Source organism: Ensifer sp. ENS07, assembly GCF_014852185.1.
In the GTDB taxonomy this organism is placed as follows: domain Bacteria; phylum Pseudomonadota; class Alphaproteobacteria; order Rhizobiales; family Rhizobiaceae; genus Ensifer; species Ensifer adhaerens.
In genome coordinates this window covers 104,903-131,430 of the sequence record NZ_JACVBE010000006.1, presented here as the reverse complement: position 1 = coordinate 131,430, position 26,528 = coordinate 104,903, and the positions used below count along the sequence as shown (strand labels likewise).

Here is a 26,528-nt window from a genome sequence, read left to right as displayed (position 1 = left end):
GCTCCTGCTAAAGGTATGTTGTGAGAGTAGCGCGCCAACGGCTCCTGACGAGCGGTAGGCTTCGATTAAGCGGCCAGAAGCTCACGAATTCCAAACAAGAACGCGTGAAGTGATCCAACGCCACCTCCTGCTCGTAACTAACGCTGACAAAAACAACCAAGAGCAGACGAACGAGCCATGTTCCGAATTGCAATAGCAATCGCAGCTTTATCCGCGGCTACAGCTTCAGGGGCTGCTGCGGAGCGATACAAGGCAAACGAGATCGAGGGGGAGATCGTCGGCAGGCGTATCTTTCTTGAAGCTCCACTGGGTGGGGAATTCCCGCTCAACTATCGAAGAAGTGGCGGGGTCGACGGTGACGGCGAAGCTTTGGGCCTCGGCCGGTTCGTCAAACCCAAAGACACTGGCACTTGGTGGATACAGTCTGACCTCCTTTGCCAGCGATTTCGCACCTGGTACGCCGGTCGCCCGATGTGCTTCGAGCTTTATCGCGTCGATGAAGGGAGATTGAAGTGGATCCGCGACGACGGAAAGACCGGCATCGCCCGAATAGGTCCCGAGCTTTGAAGTGGCACCGGGAAGGGGGATGGAATTGATGTTTATGCCGCGCAGTCGATTTGACGGAGGACAAGCATGCGCACCTTCAATGTTCTTCTCACGGTCATCGCCATGAACCTCGCGTTGATTACACCCGTGGCCGCCGGATCTTTTTCGCTTGAGGGGTTCTTCACAGGCAGGTCTAGCGCCGAAGGCAGCTTTCGCAGCATAACGGGGGTCAAGAAAACCTTCAATGTTCAGTTGCTGGGGAAATGGGACGGCCGCACCCTGACGCTCAGGGAGGATTTCACGTTCGATGACGGAACTCGTGACCGCAAGACTTGGCGGTTCGTAAAGGATGGACCAGACAAATACAGAGGTAGGCGTGAGGACGTGATTGGAGAAACACAGGTGCGGATTAGAGATAATGTCGCGCGCTTCAGTTATCTCGTCTTCCTCGATTCCAACAACCGCAAGAACAAGGTCCGCTTCCACGACACCATGACGTTGAATAACGACGGTCGGGTGCTTAATACCGCCTATGTGACGAAGTTTGGATTGCCGGTCGCGTGGACACGTGTCGAGTTCACGAGGCGGTGAAAATGAGAACGCGCGACGCGACACTCGTTATCTATGCGCTACCTGCGTTTCCGTTGGCGGCGCTGGCTTTGCCGCTTTTCGTTATCGTTCCAACCTTTTACTCCGAAGTCATGGGACTACCGGTCGCGGCCGTTGGTGGCGTACTTTTTGCCATTCGTCTTATTGATGCTGCTAGCGATCCGATATTCGGCTGGCTTGCCGACCGGTGGAATGCCTTCGGCGGTCGCCGGCGCGGCTTTTTTCTCGCGTCGATCCCGCTCACTGCCTGCGCCGCATTTATGCTCTTCTGGCCACCGCAAACGGCCGGACTTGGCTATCTGGTCCTATGGGGTGGGCTTTTGTCACTTGGCTTTACCTGGTCCTCGCTCCCCTACACAGCCTGGGGCGCAGAACTTTCAAACGACTATGTCGAGCGAACACGTATTGCCGCTTTCCGCGAGGGGTCGACACTACTCGGGACGTTAACGGCAATCAGCCTCCCCTTCGTTGTTGGGTCGACTGTGACCGTAGGCGTTGAGGGGCTAAAGACGATAGCCGTCCTGGTCGCGCTCCTCCTTCCGATTACAGGTCTTGCGGCCTTCGTTTTCGTTCCCGAACCGGTCAACCGATCAATCCGCGACGTTAACATCGTTCAAAGCCTGCTTCTCATGACGAGGAACCGGGCCTTCCTGCGTCTCATTGCCGCTTTTCTTTTGAATGGATTCGCCAATGCAGTGCCGGCTACCCTTTTTCTGTACTTTGTCTCCGATCGTCTCGGCGCACCGGATTGGCGCGGTCCGTTTCTCCTACTCTATTTCGCATGCGCAGTTCTTGGCGTACCGCTCGCAGTAAAGGCCGCAAGGCGCTGGAGCAAGCACAGGGCCTGGAGTGGGGCTATGCTGGCGACGTGCTCTATCTTTGCGGTATCAGGATTTCTCGGCGACGGAGACCTGATCGCCTTTGGTGCGATATGCGTATGCACCGGTCTTCTGCTCGGCTTCGACCTTGTCCTGCCTCCATCCATGCAGGCAGACGTAATCGACAACGACACAGCAGTCTCAGGCTCTCAGCGTTCCGGCATGTATTTCGCTGCGTGGGCGCTGGCAACAAAGCTTTCGCTCGCGGCAGCCTTAGGGGTAACGTTTCCCATGCTCAGTCTGCTTGGCTTCGATCCGGCTCAAGATCGTTCGTCGCCCGACGCTCTTAAGGGTCTTTCGATGCTTTACGCCTGGGCACCGATCGTCCCGAAGCTCGCAGCAATCGGGCTCATGTGGGGCTTTCCGATCGATCGTGTGGCCCAACGAGAGCTTATTGGCCGGATTTGACGGTATCACGCTCGTCTACGGCTACCAGGTTGATGACACGTTTTCCCCATCGCCCACTGAGGTAGGTTTCCATGACTATCGGTCGCGATTTGATCAACAATCACGCCTTCCACGAGACGGATTGTCGAAAGGTAGCGTGGGTTACCGGCGCAAGCTCCGGCATCGGGAAATCGCTTGCAATCCGTTTGGCACTTGACGGCTGGACCGTCGCCGTTAGCGCGCGCAACTCGGTGGAGCTCGATACTCTCGCACAATCGCTGGAGAACAGGATCCATTCTTTTCCCCTCGATGTGACCGACCGCGAAGCGACAGAAATCACCGTACGCGACATTGAAATGCGCCTGGGTCCGATTTGCCTTGCGGTCTTCGGCGCAGGAACTTACCGGCGCGATAGCCTGTCGACCTTCGACGCCGCGGCGATCGGAGAGATGGTCAGGCTCAACATCATGGGAACCGTGAACTGTTTGCAGGCGATCATGCCAGCAATGACCGCGCGCCGGTCGGGACGGATTGCAGTCATGGCATCTGTGGCAGGCTATACCGGTCTTCCTGGTGCCGCGGGCTACGGCGCGACGAAAGCCGCCTTGATCAACATGTGCGAAGCCCTTTATCCTGAACTTGAACGGCAAGGCGTTCAGATGACAATTATCAATCCAGGATTTGTCGATACGCCTTTGACGCGTCACAATGACTTTCCAATGCCGTTCCTGATCTCTTCGGAACGTGCGGCGGAATACATCATGCGCGGGCTTGAGCGGGGGAAGTTCGAGATCGCATTCCCGTGGAGGATGAAAGTGGTCTTGAAGCTATTGAAGGCGCTTCCTCCAAGCCTGCGGTTCGCCTTGACACGCCGCATGTTGCGTGAGGACCACACCTGACCTCCGTCACGTCGGTTCGAGCCGGAACTGGTAGACATCGATGGTACCGTTGCGAAAGCCGGCGGCGCAGTAGTGAAGGTAGTAGCGCCACAAGCGCTTGAACCGTTCGTCGAATGCAGCGGATTCAATCTTGTGCCAACTTTTGAGGAAAGCACCTTCCCACAAGAGCAGGGTTTTCTCGTAGTCACGGCCGAAGGAAAATGCATCCCGCACCAGTAAACCGGAAGTGACAGCCTTCTGCCTGAAAACTGCCGCAGAAGGCAGCATGCCGCCGGGAAACACGTACGTCTGGATAAAATCGGCGTTTTGCCGATACCGCTCAAACCGCGTCTCATCGATCGTAATCACCTGGACCAGCGCTTGTCCGCCAGGAGCGAGGTTCGTCCGCAGCTTCTCGAAGTATACCGGCCAATTCTCCTCTCCGACTGCTTCGAACATCTCTATCGAGACGATCTTGGTGAAACGTCCCTCGCAATCTCTATAATCCTGCAGCCGCACCTCGGCCAACGCAGACAATCCCTTGCCTGCCAGCCGAGTTGTCGCAAATTCTGCCTGCTCTTTCGACAAAGTCAGCCCGGTAATGCGACACCCCGTGCGCGAGGCAGCGTACTCCATAAACCCGCCCCAGCCGCAACCGATCTCAAGAACATGATCCAGCGGACCGATTCGAAGCTCTCTTAGGATCCTGTCGTACTTGGCTTGTTGGGCCTCACCGAGTGACTGCCCTTGCCGCTCAAAGAGGGCTGCGGAATAGGTCATCGTCTCGTCGAGCCATGTGCGGTAGAAAGCGTTTCCAAGGTCGTAATGGAACGCGATGTTTCGCCGGCTCCCGGCACGGGAGTTTCGTCTGAACAGATGCCGGAGATAAGCGAGGCGGCTTAGCAACGGGCGAGAGGCGAGCGCAGGCTTGAGGGTCTCTTCGTTGGCAAGCGCCAGATCCATGAGCGCACCCAAGTCTGGCGTCTCCCAGTCCCCATCGAGATAGGATCGCGAAAACCCAAGGCTGCCGCTCGTGAGCATGCGCCAGACCGGCCTTGCATTCGTAAAGACGATCGCTGCAGTGGGACCGGGGACGTTGCCTTTGACCAGATGCACTGCCCCGCAGGGGAACTCCGCGCGCAGCTGCCCGCGGTTGATACGGGCAAGCCAACCGCATACTATTTTCTGCCACAGCGGGCGGCCCGGCATTGGCAACGCCGCACCCCGGTCAAGCTCGCTCATGCATCAGGTCTTTCTCTTCCGAACGGGAGACAATCGTTGTGGCGACCCGCAGGTCCGCCGGTCGATGGCGATGCACCGGCATGCCCTTCAGCCAGATTTTGAGCGCCTCCCAGTGGATCGCACTCATTACTTTCACAGTCATGAGGGGGTGTTTGAGGAAGGTCAGAAGAAGCCTCGCGTCCGAGATCTCTTCCCTTTTTCCTGAAAACGCCGCCTTGAGAAGTCGTCCGTCACGATCGTTTTCGGTTATATCGACGAGCACACTTTCCCCCGGCGGCGTGAGGTTGAATTCGTAACGGCAATCCATGGGTACAAACGGAGAAACGTAAAGTTCCTTGGCGCACGACTGGCGGATCGCTCCGACGTGTCCGTCGCTCACCGGAATGACATAGGTGTGACGTTCGTGGAACGTGTTGCAGACCTCATAGAGAACGGCCCGGACTTGGCCATCGTCTGTTTCGCAGTAAAAGACGGTCAAAGGGTTGAAGACGTAGCCGAGTATGCGGGGATAACATAGAACACGGATACGCAGCTGCTTCACGTCCACTCCGGCCTCGGAAAGCTGCCGTTCGACCCAACTGCGAAGCGCGCCTACTTCGCCATCCCCGTGATCGCTGTCGCGAAAACTGAACAGAGCCCAGCGATTATGGCCGAACAGGCGCAACTTGCTGTCCAGCGAAGCCAACTCGTCCAGATCGAGGAGCAGCGAAAAGACCCTGTAGGAAAGCCTATGCCGGCGGGGTCTAAACCGAACGTGCCACACCTGCCCGCTGTAAAGAGCCGACCTCGACATCATTGAGCCGCCGCGTAATCGATCTCGGAGGGGAGCCGGCCAGAATCGTCGCGGACCGTCCATGGACGCCGCTCGCCGGAGATGGCCTCGGCAACCGCAAGCCCGGACTGCAGTCCGTCCTCGTGAAATCCGCTGCCGAAGTAGGCCCCGCAAAACCAGACGCCGCCGCGTCCCTGGAGACGCCAAAGCTCCTTTTGAGACGCCAACGCTCGCTGATCGAACAGAGGATGGTCATAATCGAATGTCGCGATTATCCGCTCACTGGCTATCTTTTGATGCGGGTTCAGCGTCACAAAAAGTGGTGCCGCCGGATCGATGCCTTGCAATCGGTTCATCCAGTAGGTCACACAAAGCTGGCGCTCACCGCAATCATCCGACGCGCCAATGTAGTTCCAGCTCGACCACACGTTTCGCCGCCTGGGCATCAATGAAGTATCTGAGTGCAGAACCGCCTTATTGCTCGTGTAGCTGATCGCGGACAACAGCTCTCTTTCACGTGCGTCAGGCTCGGCAAGCATCGCCAGCGCTAGATCGGCGTGAGTTGCGATGACCACATCCGTGAAAGTGTCACGATTGCCATCACGATCTGTTATGACCACCGTCCCCACCTCGCGGCGGATCTCCCGGACTGCCCTTCTTGTTCGAAGCTCACCGCAATAGTCCGACATCAGCCTGCTGACATATTCTCGGCTTCCGCCGGTTACGGTTCGCCAACGAGGTCTGTCCGTCAATGCAAGCAAACCATGACTGTCGCAGAATCGAATGAAGGCATGCAGCGGATAATCACGCATGCGGTTGGTCGTTGTGGACCAGATCGCAGCGCCCATGGGAAGGAGATGATCGGTAACAAAGGCATTGCTGTAGCCATTCTCGTCGAGATACTCCCCCAGCGTCTTGCTAGCGAGATTGCGCCGATTAAGCGCTTTTGGAGCTTCTCGATAGAAGCGCAAAATGTCGGACAATATTCTCCAGAAGCGCGGACGAAGTGCGTTTAACGGTTGAGCGAACAAGCCTGTCAACCCAGAGCCCGAGTATTCGAATGCCCCGCCATCCAACGAAGCGGCGAACGACATATTCGAAGCTTGGGTCGGGACGTCAAGGTGGTCAAACAGCGCTACAAGGTTTGGATAGTTGCGATCGTTGTACACAATGAACCCGGTATCGACCGGAACCGGTCCAACAGCCGTCTGAGCGACGACGGTGTTGGCGTGACCGCCAGGCTTGTCGGAGGATTCGTAAAGAACTACCTCCAAGCTTTTACCGAGTAGCCAAGCCGCGGACATTCCCGAGATACCGGCGCCAATCACAGCGACACGCCGTTGCCCGAATTCACCCCTCATACCCCGATCAAACCGCATGTTATCCCCTCAATCTGACGAACAATTACGAACGCACTACGAAAAAATCTCCCGATCGGATTGATCACCTTGCAAAATTTTGGACAACAATGATCCAAGAAGCAGGACGCATCGTAATCGGTGCCATGGAGACAATTCTTGCGATTTCCGCTACCGCTGTTCCAGATATCCCATTTGTTCGATCTGGGCATGAGCCGCTGGTCGACCTTGGGAGGCATAAGAAGCGTGGACGCATGGTAGAGCCGGCCGGGGAACTGACTAAAGATGAAGCCTGCTCTCTGCTCGAGGCAGTCGGTCGCAAGCGAGATATTGAATCTTTCGAGGCGCTGTTCCGCTACTACGCTCCGCGCGTAAAGGCCTATATGGCGCGCCTTACGCGTGATCCAAACATCGCCGAGGAATTGATGCAGGAAGTGATGATCACCGTTTGGAACAAGGCGGGCCAGTTCGAAGCGACACGCGGTAACGCAGGTACGTGGATCTTTACGATTGCCCGCAACCTTCGTATTGACGCCTACCGCAAGAACCGGAGGCCGGATTTCGACGTCAATGACCCCGCATTTGTGGCAGACGATGCAAAAAGCGTGGAGAACGAGCTGGCGGAACGCCAGGATGCGACCCGGTTGAAGGACGCCATGAAGGACTTGCCTCAGGAACAGATCCAATTGCTGAAGCTGTCGTTCTTCGACGATTGTTCTCACAGTGCGATTGCAACCAAGCTGAACCTGCCGCTCGGAACGGTGAAGTCGAGAATCCGACTTGCCTTTGCGAGGCTTCGGACTGCGCTGGAGGACGGAAAATGAACATCCGTCATCATGTGAGCGACGAATTGCTGGTGGGATATGCATCCGGCACGCTTGAAGAGGGTTGGCGGCTTGCTGTTGCTACGCATCTTGCGTTGTGCCCGAACTGCCGGACAAGACTGACTTTGATGGAGAATACGGCCGGAGAGCTGCTCGAGAGCATGGAGCCAGTGCCAATAGAAGTCTCGTCCTTCGATCGGTTGAAAGAGCGCCTACGAACCGCGGAATCTCCCCCAAGCGCCTCGCCGAAGCAACCCGCGAGAGTAGTGAAAGCCGTTTCGCCGCCAACCATCCCGGAACCGTTGCGATCCTATCTTGGAGGGGATCTGGCGGAGCTGAAATGGAAGTCTCTGGGACGTGGCGCCTATCATATTCCGATAAAGCTCGCCGATCGTTCGACAACGGCGCGTCTGCTTCGCATACCGGCCGGAAAACCCGTGCCGGAACACAGCCATGGAGGGCGCGAATTGACGCTCGTGCTCAGCGGAAGCTTCAATGACGGAGAACTCTTGTTCGCCCGCGGAGATATAGAGGAGGCAGACACGAGCGTTGAACATCAGCCCCTGGCAACGCCTGAGCAAGATTGTATCTGTCTGGCGGTAACCGACGCGCCGCTCAGGTTCCGGAGCTGGTTTATGCGTTTGCTTCAACCTGTCCTTCGGATCTGATCGGAGGCGACCGGATGACCTACGCGATATCCTACGTGGCGACAGCGATCGTCTTTCTCGGCTTGGACTTTTTGTGGCTGACTGGGTCGTCGAAATTCTATCGCAGCCGAATTGGAGAGCTTCTGCTCGAGAATCCAAATCTCATTGCCGCAGCTGCATTTTACGTCATTTATGTAACCGGTGTTTCATATTTTGCCGTCATACCTGCGCTCGGCTCCGGACGTTGGACGACAGCACTGGTATCGGGAGCTCTGCTCGGCCTTGTCGCTTTCGGCACCTACGACATGACAAATCTGGCAACGATCAAGGGGTGGTCGTTGGAGGTAAGCTTGGTGGACATGGTGTGGGGTGTCTTCATCACCACGGCGTCCGCTCTCGCCGGGTATTTTTCCGTTTCGGCCGTACAAAAGTTGATTTGACCCCAACTCGGAGATTGAAGCGGCCAGGGGCCGCTCAATTCATGTGCCGCGAAGAAAGAAAGCTTTGAAGACGTTCGGAACTCGGATTGCTCAGAACGTCGCGTGGATCGCCTTGTTCCTCGATCACACCCTGGCTGAGAAAGATGACATGATTGCCGACGTCGCGGGCAAATGCCATTTCGTGGGTGACGACGATCATGGTCCTTCCCTCCTCGGCCAATCCCCGCATGACCCGAAGCACCTCGCCGACAAGCTCCGGATCAAGCGCCGAGGTCGGCTCGTCGAAAAGCATGATCTCCGGTTCCATCGCGAGCGCCCGGGCGATCGCAACTCGCTGCTGTTCTCCGCCCGAGAGAAATGCCGGAAAGGCATCGCGGCGGTGCGACACGCCAACCTTTGCCAAGTATGCGTCGGCTCGTTCAGCTGCCTCAGCGCGGCTTATCCCCTGTACGCGCATCGGCCCCAGCATCACGTTCTCCTTCGCCGTCATGTGACTCCACAGGTTAAATTGCTGAAAGACCATTGATAACCGCGAGCGCATCGAAGCGAGCTTCTTGGGGTCATGTACCGTCAGGTCTCCGCTCGACGCCTTTCTCAGGTCAAGTTTTTCTCCCCGAAACCGATAGCTGCCCTCACACGGGTGCTCCAGAAAATTGAGGCATCGCAAGAACGTGCTTTTTCCAGACCCGGACGCGCCGATCATGGAAATCACATCTCCGCGCCTCGCGCTGAGCGAGATGCCTTTGAGCACCTCAACGGTGCCGAACCTCTTTCGGATGTTGGTCACTTCGAGCATCGCTGTCATAGTCTGTCTCCGCGCCTTGGCGCTCATGGGCTTAAAAGTGGACCGTTGCGGAACACGTCGTTGCCGGCGATCTTGCCAAGGCGTTTACCGCGCTCGGCGATGCGGCTGTCAGCGCGTGCGTAGAACACGCCTGATGTCTGCGCCTTCACGGCCGTAACCGTTCCTGAAAGCGGGTCGATGATCTCAGCTATCACATCACCAGCCCTTACCTGATGGCCAAGGTCGAGTGCGTAGCTCACGACCCCCGCAGACGGTGAAATGACAGCTTCTGAACCTGCGAGCGGGGTGGGCTCGCACAGCTTGGCCGGCGCCTGCGCGGCCGAACCCTTGACGACCCCTAGATCGCGTAGGAACTCGACGATCGCCTCGGCGTCGCCCCGGGCGCGTCGCCGATCCACATCGCTACGACCGCGCAACTCAACGGTGGTCGAAGCGCAGCCAAGCGGGATGTTCGCGTCGGGCAGCGCTCTTGACAGGTCCAACCATGGGCGCACGAGGGCCTCGTCGAACGGATTGAGTCCTGAGATCTCAGCAAGCAGCACTGCTCGGGCGTGAAGGCGCGTCGCCAGCGACGAGAATCTCCGTGCGAAATGCGGTTGCGTGTAGAGATGAACCTCAGCCTCTCCATCACAATGAAGATCCAGCACATAATCGGCATCAATCGCAAGTTTCATGAGGCATTTTCGAACATTGTCCGAGGGGGTGACGACGTCCCATTCCTCAACCAGGGCCATCAACTCGGCGCGGATGACGGCCGCGTTAGCGACGGCATCTTTGCCCAAGCGGTTGGAAAGTCGGGCGGACAGCTTGGGGCCGAAATCCGGATAATGCCGGTTGAAGTTCCGTCCGTCATAAAGATCGAAACGGCCTTCCTGCTGACCAAGGGAAAACTGAGACAGCCCGACCGGATTGGCAACCGGAACGACCCGAACGCAGCCGATGATCGCGTCGGCCGCCTCAAGCTCCGCCAACGTCTCGCAAAGCGCATGCGCGACGATGATGCCGGGCGCCTCGTCGGCATGGAGACCACCTTGGATATAGACGAGTGGCGTGTCTGCGGGCCGCCCGAATTCGACACATTTCAAGCTATGCCGCGTGCCGGGTCCCTGACCTTCGATATCAAAGATTGTCTCTTTCATCATGCAACTTTCGGGTTGAGATGCTCGGCTGGCTTCTCTCTGGTGTCCGAGCGGGAGAGATGCCGCAGAAAGTGCGTCTCGAGCCAGCGGAACAAAGTGGTGAGACCGATGGTCAGACACAGATAAATCGCGGCGGCGACGCCGAAGGATTCTGCCAGCACGAGGTAATTGGTGTAGACGTCGCGCGCGACCCGCATCACCTCGACAATCGTCACCGTGCTCGCAAGGGCGGTGGCATGCATCATCATTACCACCTCGTTGCCGTATTGCGGCAGTGCGCGACGCCAGGCCGATGGCCAGATCACGTACCTGAGAACCGCGGCGCGGCTCAAGCCGATCGATCGTGCCGCTTCGATTTCGCCTGGCGCCGTGGTTCGGATCGCGCCGGCGAATATCTCGGTCGTATAGGCGATAGTGTTGATCGTCAGCGCAAGCCACGCGCAAAACCACGGAGAGCGGAATAGCGGCCATATCGCGCTGCTGCGCACGAATTCGAACTGGGCCATTCCGTAGTAAATGACAAACAGCTGAACAAGAAGCGGCGTGCCACGGATGATATAGGTGAACAGCCAAACCGCGCGAGAAAAATAGGGCGACCGCATTGAGCGCACGAGCGCCAGTGGCACCGAGACCGCAAAACCGCTGACGACGACGGTTGCCAACAGGATCAAAGTGTTTACCAGACCGCCCGCAAATGCCGGCAGGTTATCGGCAACGATTTCCCAGTCGATCATGCAGCACCTCCGCTGCGAACGCCGCGTGAAGAAAGCTTCTCAAGCGCTCCGAAGAGGAGAACCGAAAATGTGGTGACCGCGAGATAGATGAGGCCGATAAGCGCGTAGAAGGTAAATGGCTCCCGCGTCGCCGCTGACGCAAGCCCGGCCCGGTGGACCATATCGTCGAGTCCGATGATCGACACCAGCGCTGTCGCCTTCAACATGACCAGCCACGTATTCGTCAGGCCGGGCACGGCATGCCGTATCATCTGCGGTAGCAGAATGTAGGAGGCCACCTGCCAGCGTGAAAGACCGTATGCAAAGCCAGCCTCGATTTGCCCCGCCGGCACGCTCAGGATCGCTCCCCTGAACGTCTCGGTCAGGTAAGCTCCGAATACAAAGCCGATCGTGCTAACGCCGGCTATGTAGGGATCGACATCGAGATAACCCCACCCATAGGTTTCAGAAATGGAATTGAGCAGGATTTGGCCGCCGTAGAAGACTACGAGCATGACAAGCAAATCCGGCAAAGCGCGCACCGTCGTTGTGTACGCGACAGCCGACAATCTTGCCGCCTTCCCGCCGTAGACCTTTGCGGACGCGCCAATCAGGCCGATAACACAGGCGATCGCCAGTGAGACCGACGCCACGCTGAGGGTCACACGAAGCCCCTCCAGAATCATCGGTAGATAACCTTGGAACATGGAACAGCACCCCTTGCGACCGGCGCCACCCAGGCGCCGGTCGCGGGAAAAGAACTACTTCTTTGCCGATTGCGGCGTCACGTCGAAGTCGAAGTATTTGCCTGACAGCTGCTTGTAGGTACCGTCGGTCATGATGGAAGACAGAGCGGTATTTACTTCCTCGCGCAGAGCGCCCTCCGACTTACGCACGGCGATCCCGACGCCGCCGTCGGCGTCCTCGCCCAAGAAGAGGGTGTCGCCGACTTGCTCAAAATCCTTCCCTTCGGGCTTCTTCAGGAAAGATTCGGCCGAAACTACCGACGATCCGAAGGCGATGTCGCCGCGACCCGCCGCCAGCTCCAGGTAGACGGCCGGCTCTTTGTCCACCGCCAGGACGGTGCTGTCAGGGTAGTTCTTGGCAACATACTCGGCACGCGGAGAGTTGCGCAGGACGATGATCGTCTTGCCCTTTAGCTCTTCCGGCGACCAGCTCTTGTAGTCACCCTTGCGCGCCACCCATCGCGACGGGACGTCATAGTAAGGGTTGGAAAAGTCGACGACCTTCTTGCGCTTTTCGTTGATCGTCATCGAAGCCACGATGATATCGAACTTCTTGGCATTGAGCGCCGGGATCATCCCATCCCATTCCTGCTGCACCATCACGCAGTTCTTGTTCATCTTCGCACAGATCGCATTTGCGATGTCGATATCGAAGCCGGAGAGCGTTCCATCGGGCGCAACTACTGAGAAGGGCGGATAGTTTCCTTCCACGCCTATGCGCAGATCCTCCGCAAACGCAGTGCCGGCGAGCATCGTTGTGGCAACGATTGAAGCGAGAAATTTCATTCGCATGCGATTTCCTCCCAAAATCAGCTAAGCTGGCTTCTCAATGGCAGGATATTTTCATAGAGTCAACAAATGAAAGATAATTTTCATACACCCCTCACCTGGAACGCAGAAGCCGACCGACGCTTCGCGACCTCTGCTTTAGGTCTCGAACTCAGCAGGCTGCTGCGGGACGGATCGGCTTCGCAGCGGGCACTGGCCGGTTTTGTGCTCCGGGACCCGATGTTCGTGGCAACGCACGGTATCGAGGAACTCGCTTCCGCAACGGGAACTTCGGCTTCGAGCGTCAGCCGTTTTGTTCGAGACCTCGGATTGGCGGGCTTTTCTGAGTTTCGGTCGTCCATCGCCGCTATGGTGAGCGAATTGATAGCACCTGTCGCCAAGCTCGATGCCTCGATAAGAGACCTCGATAAACGTAGCCAGGGTGTTGAACTCAGCATCGAGATGACGGGCTCCAACATCGACGCACTCAAGAGCCCGCAGACCGCCGAATACATACGCCTAGCTTGCGGTGACATAAGAGCGGCTCGAAGGGTATTCGTGATAGGCTTTGGCCTTTCTGCGCACCTCGCGGCAATGCTGGTCCTTTCGTTGCAACCTTATCGCGACGAAGTTATAGATGTCGCTCAATACGGAGGAACGGAGTCCGCTGCCGCGCGTGTGATGTCGATTGGAGAAGGCGACGTACTGGTGGCAATGTCTTTGCCCAGGTATTCCAGGGATGTTGTCGAGATCGTCAGATATGCGCGTGACAAAAAGGCGAAAATTGTCGCCATAACAGATTCTCCAGCCGCTCCGCTGGCTCAATTCGCCGACCGATTGCTTCTCGCGCCATCCAGACACCCGGTTCTTTCGGCCACAAACGTCCCGGCCATGGCAATCATCGAAGCCCTGTCGTCCGACTTCATGCTGGCGGATCCTGACAATGTCAGGCGAGCAGAGCAGCTTGCAAAGGCTATTTCGTCATACCTGACCGAAGGCGATTGACGAGCCCACCATCCCTTAAACCACGAAGGATCGAAGGGTAGCCATCGGTGCTCTCGCTCATAGGTCAACTTGCCGAGGGTCCACTCACGCGTCCTTGCCCTATCTAATACGCCCTCCCTCCCGTCGCGACCGCTGGACAGGGCATATCCGTCGCCTGAGGAAACTTTTGGCGATGCTAAGCGTGGGTCTTCTGTCGAGGCCGAACTCCCTCTGCTGCGCCGAAAAGCCTTCGCGGCCACACTATGCGATAATCCAACGAGCCGTTCCCCTCGTAAACGCTCTTGGGTTTTCAACCGGTGTTCTCCCATGAAACGTTGTCGCAGACTGATTTATATTTTTGGCGACCATCTATCCCACAGGATCTCAAGCCTGGATGGGGCTGATCCGCAGAGAGATATAGTCTTGATGTGCGAGGTCGCCGAAGAAACCACCTACGTAAAGCATCATAAAAAGAAGATCGTGCTGATCTTATCAGCCATGCGGCATTTCGCGGATGAATTGCGTATCCGCGGATTTTCAGTGCGTTACGTGCAGCTCGACGATGCGGATAATTCAGGATCATTCACCGGGGAACTGAGCGCGGCCGTGGCTATTCTTTCACCGGACTGTGTCGTCGTGACCGAGCCGGGAGAGTGGCGCGTCGGCCAGGACGTATCACGCTGGCAATCTATGTTCGGGGTCCCGGTGAGCATTCGTCCGGACCGCCGTTTTTTATGCTCCCGTGAGGAGTTTACGGCTTGGGCAGATGAACGACGCACACTTACGATGGAGTTCTTCTATCGGCGCATGCGTCGTAAAACCAAGCTTCTCATGCGGGGAGACGATCCCGTCGGCGGCCGGTGGAACTTCGATTCAGAAAACCGAGCCCCCGCCAAACCGGATCTATTTCGCCCTGCTCGACTGAAATTCAAACCCGACACGACCACCCGCGAAGTCATCGATCTCGTGGAGCAACGGTTTGCTGGACATATGGGTACGGCAAAAGATTTCAATTTCGCGGTAACTAGCTCTGATGCTCGAGATGCGGCTGAAGTTTTCAATCGTGATTTTCTGCCGTTTTTTGGCGAGACGCAGGATGCGATGCTCAGAGACGACGCCCTTCTCAATCATTCCGTGCTTTCACCGTACTTGAACCTTGGTTTGCTCGACCCTCTCGAGCTTTGCAAATCTGCGGAACGCGCTTACCTCGACGGCGACGCGCCGCTCAATGCCGCTGAGGGCTTCATCAGGCAGATCATTGGATGGCGGGAATATGTGCGTGGAATGTATTGGCGCTTCATGCCCGAATACGCCAGCTCGAACTTCTTCAAAGCATCGCGTCCCCTTCCCGATTTTTTCTGGACGGGAAAGACGGCCATGGCGTGCCTTGCGACGACGATCAGCGACACCATCGACAACGCCTACGCGCACCACATACAGCGCCTGATGGTGACCGGGAACTTCGCAATGCTTGCGGGCCTCGACCCATTTGCGCTCCACGAATGGTACCTGGAAGTGTATGCGGACGCCATAGAATGGGTAGAGCTTCCAAACGTGATCGGCATGAGCCAATTCGCGGACGGAGGCTCACTGGGGTCAAAGCCATACTGCGCCAGTGGCTCATACATTTCCCGGATGTCGGATTATTGCGAGGGCTGCAGATACGATGTGCGAAGCAAGACGGGGAAATTCGCCTGCCCTTTCAATTTTCTCTATTGGGACTTTTTGGACCGCCATGTGCAGGACCTTTCGGCAAACCGAAGGCTTCAACACTCCTACGCCACCTGGCGGCGCATGACGCAGGACCGGAGAAATGAGTATCGGCAAAGCGCCAGGGCTTTCCTGCAGCGTCTGGACGAGGGTCTTGATGTTTAGAGGAGGATTGGAAGATGCCACTCGCGTCACTTGCTAAAGGATACCGCGCGGTTGTTTTGGGGGCCAGCGGCGGCATCGGATCCGCAATCGCCGGCGAACTCCGGTCCGATCCCAATTGCCTGCAGCTTGTAACGCTCTCGCGTAGGGACAATGCCTTCGATATCACAGACGAAGAGACTGTCGCAGCAGGAGCAGCGGAGACTGGAGATGGGCTACATCTTGTATTTTGTGCGACCGGCGGACTTGTTGTCGACGGCGCGGGTCCAGAAAAATCACTCAAGCAAGTCGACCCCGATATGATGATGCGGCAATTCGCGCTGAACGCGATTGGACCGGCACTCGTTCTCAAACACTTCGCGCCGAAGCTCGCCCGCAGCGACCGCAGCATAGTCGCCTTCCTGTCTGCCCGGGTCGGGTCGATCGGAGACAATCGCCTGGGGGGCTGGATTTCCTACCGGGCGTCGAAGGCTGCGCTCAACCAGATCGTCCGCACAGCTTCCGTAGAACTGAGCCGCACCCATCCGCGCGCGGTGGTCGTCGCGCTCCATCCAGGAACCGTGGCGACGAAAATGACCGCCAGCTATTCCACCCATCATCGCAAGTTGGATCCCAGTGAGAGCGCATGTGCAATGCTGCGGGTTATTGATCGGTTGACGCCGGAAAACACCGGAGGGTTCTTCGCCTATGATGGCCTGCCCGTTGAGTGGTGAGCATTGTTAGGCGGCAGAGAATGTTGCTAGTTTGCCGCCGACCTATCCGGCGGCAAACGCATGTGGTCAACGCGACCCGTTCTTATGTTTTTCTACGCTTTCGGAAGCAGCACTTTGTCGATCACATGAATGACACCGTTCGACTGCTTGACGTCGGCGATAGTCACGGTGGCAATGCCACCCGTTTCGTCAGTGAGTGTGATCTTGTCGCCATCCATCTTTGCCGAAAGCGTGCAACCGCCCACGGTCTTGACTGAATGGTTCCCTCCGTCATCGGCAATCATCTTGCCGACCGCATCGGAAAGCGCATTGGCAGCAACGACATGACAAGTCAGCACTTTGGCTAGCTTTTCTTTGTTCTCGGGTTTCAGGAGTGTGTCGACAGTGCCGGCAGGCAATGCATCGAAAGCTGCGTTCGTCGGCGCAAACACGGTGAACGGGCCATCACCGGAGAGCGTATCCACGAGACCGGCCGCTTTGACTGCTGCAACGAGTGTCGTGTGGTCCTTCGAATTCGCAGCGTTTTCGACGATGTTCTTACTTTCGGACATGGCCGCTCCACCGACCATGGGGTTGTCGGCACTAGCAGCGAAGGCTACGAGAGCGAAAATAGACGCGATCGCGGCGGTACGTCTTAGGGACCGTTTCATTCGTGCATTCCTCCTTGATGGCCCGCGCCATGCGGGCGTTCCCAACCGATGTTCGCCAGAGTTGTCCAGCACCATCGATACGTCGCCTTCATCAATCTGGATCACCGTCGCGTCCGATATGACCGGACGTTGCGGCGAACCGCCTCAATGCAGGGTCGCTGCCGTAGTGAACGAGTGAGAGCTGGATTGGTGCTCGCCGGGCCGCGCAAGATCCCATCTCCAATTCGCTGATCCAATCAGCAAGGTCATACGTAAAAAGGGAAAATAAGGCGTCGGCTGGCGCTTCGACGGCAACCACTCGCCAGCGCCGCCCGCGGGTCTGCAGTCCTCACCGAATGAGACGGGTCTGGTCAACGAAGGGCACGGCCTTAAGGGGTAGAAGAATGTTGCAACAAACTTCCAATGACAAAATGAATTGGGTCCGAGCGCTGGCACTTGCGATTGTACCGGTCGCCGCAACATCCATACTAGGACAAATGGCTACCTATCCAAACATCGCAAGCTGGTATTCAGCGCTAGATAAGCCGAGTTTTAATCCCCCGAACTGGGTGTTTGCTCCAGTCTGGACAACGCTTTACATCCTCATGGCTTACGCTGCCTTCCGGCTCTTAATCCTCCCAACTAGGACACCGGGCAGGCTGGCTGCACTGACCCTATTTTACGTTCAGCTCGCCCTCAATGCGTTGTGGTCCTGGATGTTTTTCGCCATGCAAAGTCCGGCCGCCGGCCTGGTGAACATCATCGTTCAAATCGGGATTATCCTCACAACGATCGTGCAGGCCTGGCGCGTCGACAAGAAAGCGGCACTTTGCCTCGTGCCGCTGGCAGCGTGGGTCTCCTTTGCGGCCGTACTGAATTTCGCAATCTGGTTCCTCAATTGATGGCGTTGGCGCGCAGGGCATAAGTGTTTTCGCTTTAACGCATGCAACGCTCTGGACAGCTCAAATGTGCTCGGCGGCTAGCTCCATGAAGACGTCTTTGGCTAAGATCGGGCGAGCTCGCGTCGCCCTTGCGTTGCCTCGTCAACGTGAACAGCTACGCGCCCTGGAAGCCGAGCAATTCGATCTTCTTTTCGAGACCTACGCGCTTGCCGCGATGAGGGTCGACGAACTTTTGAGGAAACGGTCTCCTGAGCAAGACCTTGTAGACGAGTATCGCGAAATATGCCTGGACATCCAGGAAGACATCGCGTTGCTGCTTGGACGTCTGCAAAGGCAATCCGAATGAATTTGGCCAAATGAATTTGGATTGCCCTATCCGCTATTCTTGCCGGTTCCGCTTAAAGCCAGCCGGCAAGCTCCCGGCGCACGACGTGTTCGAGCACGGCCATGCCTTCGGCGCTGTCGTTCAGACAGGGGATGTGGGTGAACTTCTCGCCGCCATTGTGATGGAAGCTTTCGGCCGCCTGCTCGGCGATCTCTTCCAACGTTTCCAGACAGTCGGAGACGAAGCCCGGGTTGAGGACGGCAATGCGCTTGACACCGTCCTGCGCAAGTTTTTCGACCGTCTTGTCGGTATAGGGCTGCAGCCATTCCTCAGGCCCGAAGCGCGACTGGAAGGTGACCTGCAGCTTCTCCTTCGACCAGCCGAGCTTTTCGCGCAAAAGCCGCGCGGTCTTCTGGCACTGGCAGTAGTAGGGATCGCCCTTGTCGAAATAGCTCTTCGGAATGCCGTGGAAGGAGGTCAGAACCACCTCCGGCTCCCAGCCGAGCGTCGCCAGGTGACGCTCGATCGAGGTTGCCAGAGCGTCGATGTAGACGGGATCGTCGTGGTAGGGCGGAACGGTGCGCAGTGCCGGCTGCCAGCGCATCTTCAGAAGCGCCTCGAAGGCCTTGTCATTAACGGTGGCGGTGGTGGCGGCGGCATATTGCGGATAGAGCGGGAAGACGAGAATGCGTTCACAGCCGGCCTTCTGCAGTGCGTCCATGCGCGAGGCGATCGACGGCTGGCCGTAGCGCATGCCCCAGTCGACGATGACGTTAGGCTGGTCGGCGAAGGACTTCGCCATCAGTTCGGACTGGTTGCGGGTATAGGTGCGCAGGTAGCTCTCGTTCAGATCCTTGTTCCAGATCGTCTCATAGGCCTTGCCGACCTTGCCGGGGCGGGTGCTGAGCACGATGCCGAACAGGATCGGGTACCAGAACAGTCGTGACCACTCGATCACCCGGCGGTCGGTCAGAAACTCCTTCAGGTAGCGGCGCATCGAGGTGTAATCGGTGCCATCAGGCGTGCCGAGATTGACCAGCAGCACTCCAATGCCGCCGTGTTTAATATTGGGGTGACTGGCAGGTTTTTTGAGCATCGCATCCTTCTTCATTTATCAACCCAATCAAATACGCATGGAATGCGGGATGGATCAGCGGCGACTGAAAAATCCTGAAGCGACCAGGGAAAGCGTTCTTCATTGAAAGCTCCGATACGGAACAAAGCGACCGTTCATCTTTCGACATTCGCCTGCGGCTCTCCGCGAAACCTTGACGAACATAACGTGAACATTTAAAGTCGCGTCATGACACCTACGGCACTTGGAAAGAAGCTGGCGATCCTATCGGACGCAGCCAAGTACGACGCCTCATGCGCCTCGAGCGGCGGCGATAAGCGAGATTCACGCAAAGGAGGAATCGGGTCTTCCGGTGGGAGCGGTATTTGCCATGCCTACACGCCAGATGGGCGATGCATATCGCTATTAAAGATCCTGATGACGAACTTCTGCATCTTCGACTGTGCCTATTGCATCAATCGCGTCAGTTCCAATGTCGAGCGCGCGCGGTTTAGCGTCGAAGAAGTGGTATCGTTGACGCTCGAGTTTTATCGGCGCAACTACATCGAGGGTTTGTTTCTCTCCTCCGGCATTATCCGCTCGCCGGATCAGACCATGGCCGATATGGTCCGCATTGCCCGGACGCTGAGAGAGGTCCACGGCTTCAAAGGCTATATTCACCTCAAGACCATCCCCGACGCACAGGCTGAGCTGATCCGTGAGGCCGGCCTTTGGGCCGACCGGTTGTCAATAAATGTCGAACTGCCAAGGGATTCGAGCGTAAGGAAGTTCGCGCCGGAGAAGCGGCCGGAAACCATTCGCGCCGCCATGGCGCAGGTTCGGCTCGAGGGGGAAGCCGCGCAAGACAAGACCCACACCGGTCGCAAGCCGCAACGCTTTGCCCCTGCCGGCCAGAGCACGCAAATGATTGTCGGCGCTGATGGCGCCGACGATACCGCCATCCTGTCCTGCGCAACGCGGCTTTATAGCGGCTATAAGCTGCGCCGCGTTTATTACTCGGCCTTCTCACCGATCCCGGACGCCTCCGCGGCGCTTCCCTTGGTTCAGCCGCCGCTTGTTCGGGAGCACAGGCTTTATCAAGCTGATTGGCTGCTACGGTTTTATGGTTTCACGACCGACGAGATCGCGACCGGCACGCAAGGGGGCTTTCTGGATCTCGAGCTTGATCCGAAGACAGCCTGGGCGCTGCAAAATCGGCAAATCTTCCCGGTCGACGTCAACGTTGCCTCCCGCGACACGCTTTTGCGTGTGCCGGGATTCGGCACGCGCGTGGTCGACCGCATCATCATCGCGCGACGCGACCACCACCTGCGGGTCGAGGATCTCGCGCGAATGGGAGCGCTGACACGCAAGGCCCGCCCTTTCATCGTTCTGCCCGGCTGGAGCCCAGGCGGCTTGACGGACAGCGGCGATTTGCGCGCGCGCCTCGCGCCTCCCCCGAAGCAACTTCAGCTCCTATGATTTACGCGGTCGCGCTTCCGGAGCAGGGAACATTTGATGCCTGGCGCGATGCCGCCAGGCGCGCGATAAGCCACCAGATCGCCCCCGAGCAGATCGACTGGAATTGCTCGGCCGGCCTGTTCGACGCATCCTTTCTCCCGGAGACTTCAGGCGATCACGCCGCGCGCGTCCCTCAAGCTTTCATGAACCTCGCCCAGTCGGTGATTTGGCATTCGGCACCAGAACGTCTGGCGCTTCTTTATCGCGCGCTTTGGCGCCTTGACAGGCGCGAGGGCAACCCGCTCTCGCCCGTCGATCCACTCGGTCGAAGGCTGTCGCTGATGCAGAAATCCGTCGGGCGAGACATTCACAAGATGCATGCATTTGTACGCTTCCGGGAAATGCCGGTAGAGGGACCTCGCCGTCGCTTCGCAGCATGGTTCGAGCCGACACACAACACCCTGGAGCCGGGAAGCGCTTTCTTCGCTAGGCGCTTCGGCGACATGGATTGGATGATCGCAACGCCTCGCCTGACCGCGCGGTTCGTCGACGGCACGCTGAGCTTCGGCCCTGGCGGCACAAAACCTACGCTGCCCGACGATGCGGCGGAAAGCCTCTGGGCGGCCTATTTCGTCAACATCTTCAATCCGGCCCGCATCAAGCTCAACGCCATGCAGTCCGAAATGCCGAAGAAATACTGGCACAACCTGCCGGAAACGCGCCTGATCCCCGAGATGCTCGCCGGAGCTGAAGCACGCGTGCAAAAGATGCACAAGACCGGCATCTCCGCGCCGCGAACGGGCGCAGCCCCGGTGTCCGAGCGCTATCGGGCTTCAATGCCGCAGCCGCCCGAGCAAATTGACACCCTGGAGCAGGCATCAAAGGCCGCGGCACAATGTCGGCGTTGCGACCTGTGCGAATCCGCGACGCAGACCGTCTGGGGTGAAGGTGCCGCTGACGCGCAGCTCATGATCGTCGGCGAACAGCCTGGCGACCGGGAAGATATCGAGGGCCGCCCGTTTACAGGGCCGGCCGGGCAGTTGCTTCGGGCATTGCTTTCCGACGCCGGTATAGACGCAAGGACGCTGTGGCTGACGAACGCCGTCAAGCATTTCAAGTTCAGCCCACGTGGCAAGCGGCGCCTGCACCGCAATCCGGACCGCGGCGAAATTGCTCATTGTCGCTGGTGGCTGGGACTGGAACTGACCCTTGTCAAACCGAAGTTGACGGTGGCGCTTGGCGCCTCCGCGGCCTTCGCCCTCACAGGCGACAACCGTCAAATGGGGGAGCGGCGGGGGGAGATTGAAACCGGTCTTCACGGCGGCCCCGTCCTCGTGACATGGCATCCTTCCTATATTCTGCGTGCAGGCGACCCAGCAGCCGCCACGATCGCCCGAGATGATTTGGCGCGTGACCTGGCTAAGGCCATAGCAGTTATCTATGAAAGAGGAGTGTAGCAACTCAACCAGAGCCCGTACGGAGTTACCGAATATGCATCCTCCGGCCGTACAAGGGAATGGCGAGAGTGAGAGAGGCACGTACTGCTTGGTCGCTTGGCGCTTCCCAGCCTACCCTACTCTTGAGGATCTATCGGCCGGAGCTTCCATGATGCCCAGGTGCTTGGTGACCAGGACTGAAAGGCGTCCGATCGAGGGGTGGAGTTTCTTGCATTGGATTAGAAGCCTTCTAATATGTACTCAGGTTTTAGGGACTGGGGCATGGTGAGAAGTCTGACGGTTACGGTGTCCAGAGCCGCGACGTTTGTCATTGCGGCAATGTTTGCGGCGCTTGTCGTACTACTGAGCCTGTGGTTATACGAGAGCTATCATGCCGCGATACGGCGGACCGAAGAGCGCGCAATTGCCGCCTCGAAAATTGTATCCACGAACGCCTCATGGATAAGCGCGCTCTCGGCACAGACACTTCAACGAATTGATGACGCTCTTGGACCGACGCTGGGCATTGCCACGGATGACGTCAAGAACATCAACGAGGCGGTTTCTAATCTTCCGGGTCAGGTTCAGGCCTACGTCGTCGACCGGAACGGCCGGACACTTCTGTCCACCGATCCCGATATAAAGCCCATCGACATAAGGGACCGCGAATACTTCGCCGCCGTCGAGAAGGGAGCGAAAACTTTCGTTTCCGGACTCCTGGTCAGCAGACTCAACAATCAGCAGATATTCGTGTTCAGCCGGCGCCTGGAACGGAACGGCGTGTTCGTCGGCGCTGCAATGGTGTCGTTCCAAGGGAGCGACCTGCTGAAAGATGTTTGGGAGGCCGTCTCTCTCGGCACGAATTCGACTATCAGCATGATCCGCAAGGACGGAGAACTCGTCGCACGCTACCCCGCCCCCGACGGTCCGTTGAACATGAGCAAGTACGTTCTGTTTACAGACTACCTTCCCTCCTCGCCCAACGGGACTTACGAGGCAATATCTCCAGCGGACGGCGAGCACCGTATGGTCGCCTATCGGGTTGTTGAGGGAACGGACATCGTTGCGCTCGCGTCGGCTGACTACCGTGTCGGGCTGGTCCCCTTCCGCAATGACGTCTTCATCGCGATCGCCGTTATGGCACTTGCTGCCGCTTCATCGCTTGCCGCAGGAGGATGGGTCAGGCACCTTGTTAAGCGCGATGTGAAGAAATCCGCCGAACTTGAGGCCGCACTTGAGGACAATCGCCTTCTGCTGCGCGAAATCCATCATCGGGTCAAAAACAACTTTCAGGCTGTGCAGGGCGTCATCCGCATGCAGCTACTGCCGCCCGAGGCACAGAAGTCGCTCTTTGACCGGATCGGCGCCATGATCGCGGTCCATGAGCAAATATATGATCGCGACCAGTTCAACGCCCTGTCCGCCCGTGATCTTATCCCGTCGATCGTGGACAAACTCGTCAGCGCCTATTCTGACAACGTATCCGTACGGTACGATATCGGTGAGTTTGACCTGACACCCGAACAGGCCACGGCCGTCGCGCTCCTTGTGAACGAGGTCGTGACAAACAGTCTTAAATACGCGTTTCCGGACGGCCGCCCAGGGAAGCTCGAAATAGCGTTCCACAAAGTGTCTTCGCGCCGCTCCCTGCTTACCATCTGCGACAACGGCGTTGGCTTTGATGCCTCGACTGTGCGCAAAGGCATGGGCAGCCGCATCATTCGAGGGGTCGTAAGTCAGTTGCGCGGTTCATTTGAGTACAAGTCAACAGAAGGCACGCACTTTATCGCGCAAGTCGAGCTCGGTCTAACAGACTGAGGAGCAATCTCGCCAAGACTGTTTGCGTGGCCTCATAAGATGCCGTGTGCGCGCCCATTTCGGAAAACCTTGAAAACACAAAACGCGCGGATAGATACCTATCATCTGCAATCAGTTGTTTGGGTGGCCCGCAACAGCCGACCTGGATGAGCAAAATGGCCGACGAAAACCACCTTCGTGACGCCCGTGACGCGGGCGACCGCCTCTTAGCTTCACACCCATCTGAAGACCCATTCGCGGCTGCGTTCAAGGCCACACGCATGCCGATGCTAATTACCGATCCAAGGCAGGACGATAATCCCATCATCTTTGCAAACCGAGCCTTCACGGAGTTGACCGGCTACAGTCAGAATGAGTTGGTCGGCCGGAACTGTCGCCTTCTCCAAGGGCCGGACACCGACAAAGCGGCGATCGCTAAGATCAGGGATGCCATTTCAGAAGCGCGCGATGTCTCGGTCGATATCCTCAATTACCGTAAGGACGGGGGCAGCTTCTGGAACGCGCTGTTTGTCAGCCCCGTCCGCGATCAGGGCGGCGCAGTGATCTACTTCTTCGCGTCACAACTCGACTTCACGAGCACCAAAAGCAAAGAAGCCGAGCTGGCCAAGGCGCGCCAGCTTGCGGAGGAGGAAGTCTCAAGTCGCACTGCGGAGCTCATGGAAGCGCTGCGCGTGAAAACTGCCCTTGTCCACGAGGTCGATCACAGGGTTAAAAACAACCTTCTGACAATCGCCTCGATCATCAGATTGCAAATGCGGATGACCAGCAACCCTACGGTCGCACAGACACTTAGATCAATACTCGACCGCGTCGAGGCTCTGAGTGCCGCGCAAAGGAAGCTTCTCAATGATAACCGCGTTGGTCAGTTCGATGTGGCCGATTTCGGTCGAGACCTAGTTACCGAAATCGTGGGTTCTTTAAAAAAGCCGGACATCATCTTAACTACCGACCTTCATTCTGTGACAGTCTCGGCGTCGAAAGCTTCGGCGCTCGCCCTTATCGTTAACGAACTCGTTGGTGATGCAGTCCGACGCGGCCTGAGTGATGGCGGAGGCGAAATACACCTCGAAGTCCGAAGGCTCAACGGACACTTGCTCATACGAGTGCTGGATACGGTCACTCCCGTCGAGGTCGACTCAGAACAAGAGTCCTTCAGCCGCGCCATGCTTGACGCCTCGATCAGGCAGCTAAGGGCAACGAGCGAGCGAGAGGTTTCCGGTCACCGCACGGAAGTTCGTGTAACGCTGCCGGTAGGAGATTAGGAAGGGCCGATATTTGCGAACCCTGATTGTCGAAGACGAAATGCTCCTGGCCCTGGAACTTGAACATGAGGTCGAGTCCAGCGGTTACAGGGTTATCGGCCTGGCAAGCGATGCAAGCGAAGCGATTGCGCTCGTCGAGCGAGAACAACCAGAGTTCGCTTTCGTCGATATCCACCTGCGCGATGGTCCGACTGGTATTGATATCGGTCGATACTTGGCCTCGAGGGGCATCCCCTTCGTTTTTGTCTCAGGCAACCTTAAACGAATTCCGGCGGACTTCGCGGGTGCACTCGGCGCTATCGAGAAACCTTACTCGGCCAACGGCCTACAAAACGCTCTGTCGTATCTGCGGGCGGTGTTATCTGGAGAGGATCTGCCACCACCTCCCTCAAGCCTCACAATCTTTCAATAAAGCATCTCCGGAGTAGCACCGGCGCCGTCGATTATCTCACACCACTTGCTCTGATCGCATGCCTGTGCCCATCTCAAGTGCCAAGCAGCTGGTGCGTTTCGGCGACAGCGCCGCTCGCCCGCTCAGACCCCTACTGCACCGCCGGAACGTTCTGCCGGCCGAACTGGCTCTTATGCAGTCTTATCCGAGCCGCGGAACGCGGGCCTGCGCTTCGCTTGGACGTAGTCTGGTACGAGCCGCAAACGTCAGGCCAGTTTGAACGCGCCACTCGCCCTGCAGATGCCTACGGGGCGAGACATTCCTCGCATATGCCACAACCGTCGACGTCCATACGTGAGGCTGGGAACTGCTTTTGACAACACTGACACGTCAAAGTGCTCCGCGCGTCCCGCTTTACGGGCGCAGGCGGGATGATTTCGATCACGCGATCGGTAGGGATTTTTCGTGCCATCTGGTCCATCTCGAGGCTCCATGTCGAGGGTGGAATCTGAGATAGGAAGTGCTGAGGCTTGCACAAGATAATCCTCTCAAAGAGTCTTCGCTGACGCTTTCATCGGTCGTCCCTCGGCTGAAAGGCCGATGGCTTCGACAACCAAGTGCTTGTCTAACACCCGGCCGCTTCCGTCGCTCGGTCCGTCGAACCATCCATCGCGGCAGGTTCAGCATGGCTCATTTCATCAAATGTAACGCGGTCAGATCAATTGAGAGAGTAGATTTTGGACGGCCACACAGCTGGTCACGGAAGCGAGCCCGGGAGGTATGCAGGTCCGCTCTGGGGCCTGACGTCTTCTTGACATCGCAAGCACCACATCCAGGTGATTACCGTGTTGCAGCTCAGCGACGAGGACCTTCTGATGTTCCTGCAACTCCCGCATCTCGTGGACGTCGGTCGACGTTCCGAGCCACGC

Annotated in this window: 27 protein-coding genes; 17 read left to right on the top strand and 10 right to left on the bottom strand. The window is 57.6% G+C overall.

The genetic code is table 11. The features are described from left to right. Positions 1–177: 177 nt before the first annotated feature. The 4 genes from IB277_RS19920 (at position 178) to IB277_RS19905 (ending at position 3,319) form a co-directional block, all read left to right on the top strand. The gene (locus IB277_RS19920; RefSeq protein WP_060583112.1) at positions 178–567 is read left to right on the top strand and encodes a hypothetical protein; all 390 of its coding nucleotides are present in this window, start codon (positions 178–180) and stop codon (positions 565–567) included. 66 nt (positions 568–633) lie between these two features. After that, complete coding sequence (locus tag IB277_RS19915; protein WP_192371428.1) at positions 634–1,137, top strand: DUF3833 family protein; 504 nt, start codon at positions 634–636, stop codon at positions 1,135–1,137. Between the two features lie 2 nt (positions 1,138–1,139). Beyond that, entirely contained in the window at positions 1,140–2,441 is a 1,302-nt protein-coding gene (locus IB277_RS19910) for an MFS transporter (protein WP_192371427.1), read from the top strand. 71 nt (positions 2,442–2,512) lie between these two features. After that, entirely contained in the window at positions 2,513–3,319 is an 807-nt protein-coding gene (locus tag IB277_RS19905; RefSeq protein WP_192371426.1) for an SDR family oxidoreductase, read from the top strand. A 6-nt stretch (positions 3,320–3,325) separates the two neighbouring features. Here the strand turns inward: IB277_RS19905 and IB277_RS19900 are convergent, their stop codons facing one another. The 3 genes from IB277_RS19900 to IB277_RS19890 are packed head-to-tail and all read right to left on the bottom strand — an operon-like array spanning position 3,326 to position 6,691. Then, positions 3,326–4,540, bottom strand: coding sequence for a cyclopropane-fatty-acyl-phospholipid synthase family protein (locus IB277_RS19900; RefSeq protein WP_192371425.1), 1,215 nt, complete (start codon positions 4,538–4,540; stop codon positions 3,326–3,328). After that, positions 4,527–5,333 carry a DUF1365 domain-containing protein gene (locus tag IB277_RS19895; RefSeq protein WP_371813630.1) on the bottom strand — a complete coding sequence of 269 codons (807 nt, stop codon included), beginning with the start codon at positions 5,331–5,333 and terminating at the stop codon, positions 4,527–4,529. Before IB277_RS19895 ends, IB277_RS19900 begins: the two co-directional genes overlap by 14 nt. Continuing rightward, positions 5,333–6,691, bottom strand: a complete 1,359-nt coding sequence (locus tag IB277_RS19890) for an NAD(P)/FAD-dependent oxidoreductase (RefSeq protein WP_192371423.1) — start codon at positions 6,689–6,691, stop codon at positions 5,333–5,335. Before IB277_RS19890 ends, IB277_RS19895 begins: the two co-directional genes overlap by 1 nt. A gap of 89 nt (positions 6,692–6,780) precedes the next feature. Between IB277_RS19890 and IB277_RS19885 the strand changes: the two genes are divergently transcribed. The 3 genes from IB277_RS19885 to IB277_RS19875 are packed head-to-tail and all read left to right on the top strand — an operon-like array spanning position 6,781 to position 8,581. Continuing rightward, positions 6,781–7,494, top strand: a complete 714-nt coding sequence (locus IB277_RS19885) for a sigma-70 family RNA polymerase sigma factor (protein ID WP_371813629.1) — start codon at positions 6,781–6,783, stop codon at positions 7,492–7,494. Continuing rightward, positions 7,491–8,162 carry a ChrR family anti-sigma-E factor gene (locus tag IB277_RS19880; protein ID WP_060583120.1) on the top strand — a complete coding sequence of 224 codons (672 nt, stop codon included), beginning with the start codon at positions 7,491–7,493 and terminating at the stop codon, positions 8,160–8,162. Before IB277_RS19885 ends, IB277_RS19880 begins: the two co-directional genes overlap by 4 nt. A gap of 14 nt (positions 8,163–8,176) precedes the next feature. Next, positions 8,177–8,581 carry a DUF2177 family protein gene (locus IB277_RS19875; protein WP_192371422.1) on the top strand — a complete coding sequence of 135 codons (405 nt, stop codon included), beginning with the start codon at positions 8,177–8,179 and terminating at the stop codon, positions 8,579–8,581. Positions 8,582–8,615: 34 nt separating this feature from the next. Here the strand turns inward: IB277_RS19875 and IB277_RS19870 are convergent, their stop codons facing one another. Genes IB277_RS19870 through IB277_RS19850 form a run of 5 tightly spaced genes read right to left on the bottom strand, consistent with a single transcriptional unit; the run spans position 8,616 to position 12,776 of the window. Beyond that, complete coding sequence (locus IB277_RS19870; RefSeq protein ID WP_305853016.1) at positions 8,616–9,386, bottom strand: ABC transporter ATP-binding protein; 771 nt, start codon at positions 9,384–9,386, stop codon at positions 8,616–8,618. A gap of 23 nt (positions 9,387–9,409) precedes the next feature. Continuing rightward, entirely contained in the window at positions 9,410–10,528 is a 1,119-nt protein-coding gene (locus tag IB277_RS19865; RefSeq protein WP_192371421.1) for a succinylglutamate desuccinylase/aspartoacylase family protein, read from the bottom strand. Continuing rightward, positions 10,525–11,259 carry an ABC transporter permease gene (locus IB277_RS19860; protein ID WP_060583123.1) on the bottom strand — a complete coding sequence of 245 codons (735 nt, stop codon included), beginning with the start codon at positions 11,257–11,259 and terminating at the stop codon, positions 10,525–10,527. The genes IB277_RS19865 and IB277_RS19860 overlap by 4 nt, the downstream gene beginning before the upstream one ends. Then, the gene (locus tag IB277_RS19855; protein ID WP_060583124.1) at positions 11,256–11,945 is read right to left on the bottom strand and encodes an ABC transporter permease; all 690 of its coding nucleotides are present in this window, start codon (positions 11,943–11,945) and stop codon (positions 11,256–11,258) included. The genes IB277_RS19860 and IB277_RS19855 overlap by 4 nt, the downstream gene beginning before the upstream one ends. Positions 11,946–11,999: 54 nt before the next feature. Continuing rightward, positions 12,000–12,776, bottom strand: a complete 777-nt coding sequence (locus IB277_RS19850) for a transporter substrate-binding domain-containing protein (RefSeq protein WP_192371420.1) — start codon at positions 12,774–12,776, stop codon at positions 12,000–12,002. A gap of 66 nt (positions 12,777–12,842) precedes the next feature. Between IB277_RS19850 and IB277_RS19845 the strand changes: the two genes are divergently transcribed. From IB277_RS19845 to IB277_RS19835, 3 genes are all read left to right on the top strand, one after another. Continuing rightward, positions 12,843–13,757 (top strand): MurR/RpiR family transcriptional regulator, encoded by a 915-nt coding sequence (locus tag IB277_RS19845; RefSeq protein ID WP_060583126.1) that lies wholly within the window; start codon positions 12,843–12,845, stop codon positions 13,755–13,757. A gap of 306 nt (positions 13,758–14,063) precedes the next feature. Then, a complete protein-coding gene (locus IB277_RS19840) occupies positions 14,064–15,611 on the top strand; it encodes a cryptochrome/photolyase family protein (RefSeq protein ID WP_192371419.1) in 1,548 nt (515 codons plus the stop codon). Positions 15,612–15,625: 14 nt separating this feature from the next. Next, a complete protein-coding gene (locus IB277_RS19835) occupies positions 15,626–16,321 on the top strand; it encodes an SDR family NAD(P)-dependent oxidoreductase (RefSeq protein WP_192371418.1) in 696 nt (231 codons plus the stop codon). Positions 16,322–16,413: 92 nt separating this feature from the next. On the opposite strand, the gene IB277_RS19830 is transcribed toward IB277_RS19835, so the two are convergent. Then, a complete protein-coding gene (locus IB277_RS19830) occupies positions 16,414–16,971 on the bottom strand; it encodes a fasciclin domain-containing protein (RefSeq protein WP_060583129.1) in 558 nt (185 codons plus the stop codon). Between the two features lie 383 nt (positions 16,972–17,354). Between IB277_RS19830 and IB277_RS19825 the strand changes: the two genes are divergently transcribed. Together IB277_RS19825 and IB277_RS19820 are read left to right on the top strand one after the other, a co-directional pair. After that, complete coding sequence (locus IB277_RS19825; protein WP_060583130.1) at positions 17,355–17,852, top strand: TspO/MBR family protein; 498 nt, start codon at positions 17,355–17,357, stop codon at positions 17,850–17,852. An 85-nt stretch (positions 17,853–17,937) separates the two neighbouring features. Beyond that, a complete protein-coding gene (locus tag IB277_RS19820; RefSeq protein ID WP_192371417.1) occupies positions 17,938–18,198 on the top strand; it encodes a hypothetical protein in 261 nt (86 codons plus the stop codon). Between the two features lie 52 nt (positions 18,199–18,250). Here IB277_RS19820 and hemH read toward each other — a convergent pair whose 3' ends face one another. Further along, positions 18,251–19,273, bottom strand: coding sequence for a ferrochelatase (gene hemH, locus IB277_RS19815; protein WP_192371416.1), 1,023 nt, complete (start codon positions 19,271–19,273; stop codon positions 18,251–18,253). Between the two features lie 207 nt (positions 19,274–19,480). On the opposite strand from hemH, the gene IB277_RS19810 reads away from it, so the two are divergent. From IB277_RS19810 to IB277_RS19790, 5 genes are all read left to right on the top strand, one after another. Then, positions 19,481–20,713, top strand: coding sequence for a putative DNA modification/repair radical SAM protein (locus tag IB277_RS19810; protein WP_192371415.1), 1,233 nt, complete (start codon positions 19,481–19,483; stop codon positions 20,711–20,713). Next, the gene (locus IB277_RS19805; protein WP_060583909.1) at positions 20,710–22,149 is read left to right on the top strand and encodes a UdgX family uracil-DNA binding protein; all 1,440 of its coding nucleotides are present in this window, start codon (positions 20,710–20,712) and stop codon (positions 22,147–22,149) included. The genes IB277_RS19810 and IB277_RS19805 overlap by 4 nt, the downstream gene beginning before the upstream one ends. Before the next feature lie 261 nt (positions 22,150–22,410). Next, positions 22,411–23,946, top strand: a complete 1,536-nt coding sequence (locus tag IB277_RS19800; protein WP_192371414.1) for a sensor histidine kinase — start codon at positions 22,411–22,413, stop codon at positions 23,944–23,946. Between the two features lie 155 nt (positions 23,947–24,101). Beyond that, positions 24,102–25,208 (top strand): PAS domain-containing protein, encoded by a 1,107-nt coding sequence (locus IB277_RS19795; protein WP_060583903.1) that lies wholly within the window; start codon positions 24,102–24,104, stop codon positions 25,206–25,208. 13 nt (positions 25,209–25,221) lie between these two features. Then, positions 25,222–25,620 carry a response regulator gene (locus IB277_RS19790; protein ID WP_060583902.1) on the top strand — a complete coding sequence of 133 codons (399 nt, stop codon included), beginning with the start codon at positions 25,222–25,224 and terminating at the stop codon, positions 25,618–25,620. Positions 25,621–26,528: the final 908 nt, after the last annotated feature.

Coding starts and splice junctions, on each gene's coding strand:
- IB277_RS19905 (WP_192371426.1), top strand. CDS start 2,513: ATGACTATCGGTCGCGATTTGATCAACAATCACGCCTTCCACGAGACG.
- IB277_RS19900 (WP_192371425.1), bottom strand. CDS start 4,540: ATGAGCGAGCTTGACCGGGGTGCGGCGTTGCCAATGCCGGGCCGCCCG.
- IB277_RS19830 (WP_060583129.1), bottom strand. CDS start 16,971: ATGAAACGGTCCCTAAGACGTACCGCCGCGATCGCGTCTATTTTCGCT.
- IB277_RS19915 (WP_192371428.1), top strand. CDS start 634: ATGCGCACCTTCAATGTTCTTCTCACGGTCATCGCCATGAACCTCGCG.
- IB277_RS19870 (WP_305853016.1), bottom strand. CDS start 9,386: ATGACAGCGATGCTCGAAGTGACCAACATCCGAAAGAGGTTCGGCACC.
- IB277_RS19810 (WP_192371415.1), top strand. CDS start 19,481: ATGACACCTACGGCACTTGGAAAGAAGCTGGCGATCCTATCGGACGCA.
- IB277_RS19795 (WP_060583903.1), top strand. CDS start 24,102: ATGGCCGACGAAAACCACCTTCGTGACGCCCGTGACGCGGGCGACCGC.
- IB277_RS19910 (WP_192371427.1), top strand. CDS start 1,140: ATGAGAACGCGCGACGCGACACTCGTTATCTATGCGCTACCTGCGTTT.
- IB277_RS19880 (WP_060583120.1), top strand. CDS start 7,491: ATGAACATCCGTCATCATGTGAGCGACGAATTGCTGGTGGGATATGCA.
- IB277_RS19895 (WP_371813630.1), bottom strand. CDS start 5,333: ATGTCGAGGTCGGCTCTTTACAGCGGGCAGGTGTGGCACGTTCGGTTT.
- IB277_RS19825 (WP_060583130.1), top strand. CDS start 17,355: ATGTTGCAACAAACTTCCAATGACAAAATGAATTGGGTCCGAGCGCTG.
- IB277_RS19820 (WP_192371417.1), top strand. CDS start 17,938: ATGAAGACGTCTTTGGCTAAGATCGGGCGAGCTCGCGTCGCCCTTGCG.
- IB277_RS19835 (WP_192371418.1), top strand. CDS start 15,626: ATGCCACTCGCGTCACTTGCTAAAGGATACCGCGCGGTTGTTTTGGGG.
- IB277_RS19840 (WP_192371419.1), top strand. CDS start 14,064: ATGAAACGTTGTCGCAGACTGATTTATATTTTTGGCGACCATCTATCC.
- IB277_RS19865 (WP_192371421.1), bottom strand. CDS start 10,528: ATGATGAAAGAGACAATCTTTGATATCGAAGGTCAGGGACCCGGCACG.
- IB277_RS19885 (WP_371813629.1), top strand. CDS start 6,781: ATGATCCAAGAAGCAGGACGCATCGTAATCGGTGCCATGGAGACAATT.
- IB277_RS19860 (WP_060583123.1), bottom strand. CDS start 11,259: ATGATCGACTGGGAAATCGTTGCCGATAACCTGCCGGCATTTGCGGGC.
- IB277_RS19800 (WP_192371414.1), top strand. CDS start 22,411: ATGGTGAGAAGTCTGACGGTTACGGTGTCCAGAGCCGCGACGTTTGTC.
- IB277_RS19805 (WP_060583909.1), top strand. CDS start 20,710: ATGATTTACGCGGTCGCGCTTCCGGAGCAGGGAACATTTGATGCCTGG.
- IB277_RS19850 (WP_192371420.1), bottom strand. CDS start 12,776: ATGCGAATGAAATTTCTCGCTTCAATCGTTGCCACAACGATGCTCGCC.
- hemH (WP_192371416.1), bottom strand. CDS start 19,273: ATGCTCAAAAAACCTGCCAGTCACCCCAATATTAAACACGGCGGCATT.
- IB277_RS19855 (WP_060583124.1), bottom strand. CDS start 11,945: ATGTTCCAAGGTTATCTACCGATGATTCTGGAGGGGCTTCGTGTGACC.
- IB277_RS19920 (WP_060583112.1), top strand. CDS start 178: ATGTTCCGAATTGCAATAGCAATCGCAGCTTTATCCGCGGCTACAGCT.
- IB277_RS19845 (WP_060583126.1), top strand. CDS start 12,843: ATGAAAGATAATTTTCATACACCCCTCACCTGGAACGCAGAAGCCGAC.
- IB277_RS19890 (WP_192371423.1), bottom strand. CDS start 6,691: ATGCGGTTTGATCGGGGTATGAGGGGTGAATTCGGGCAACGGCGTGTC.
- IB277_RS19875 (WP_192371422.1), top strand. CDS start 8,177: ATGACCTACGCGATATCCTACGTGGCGACAGCGATCGTCTTTCTCGGC.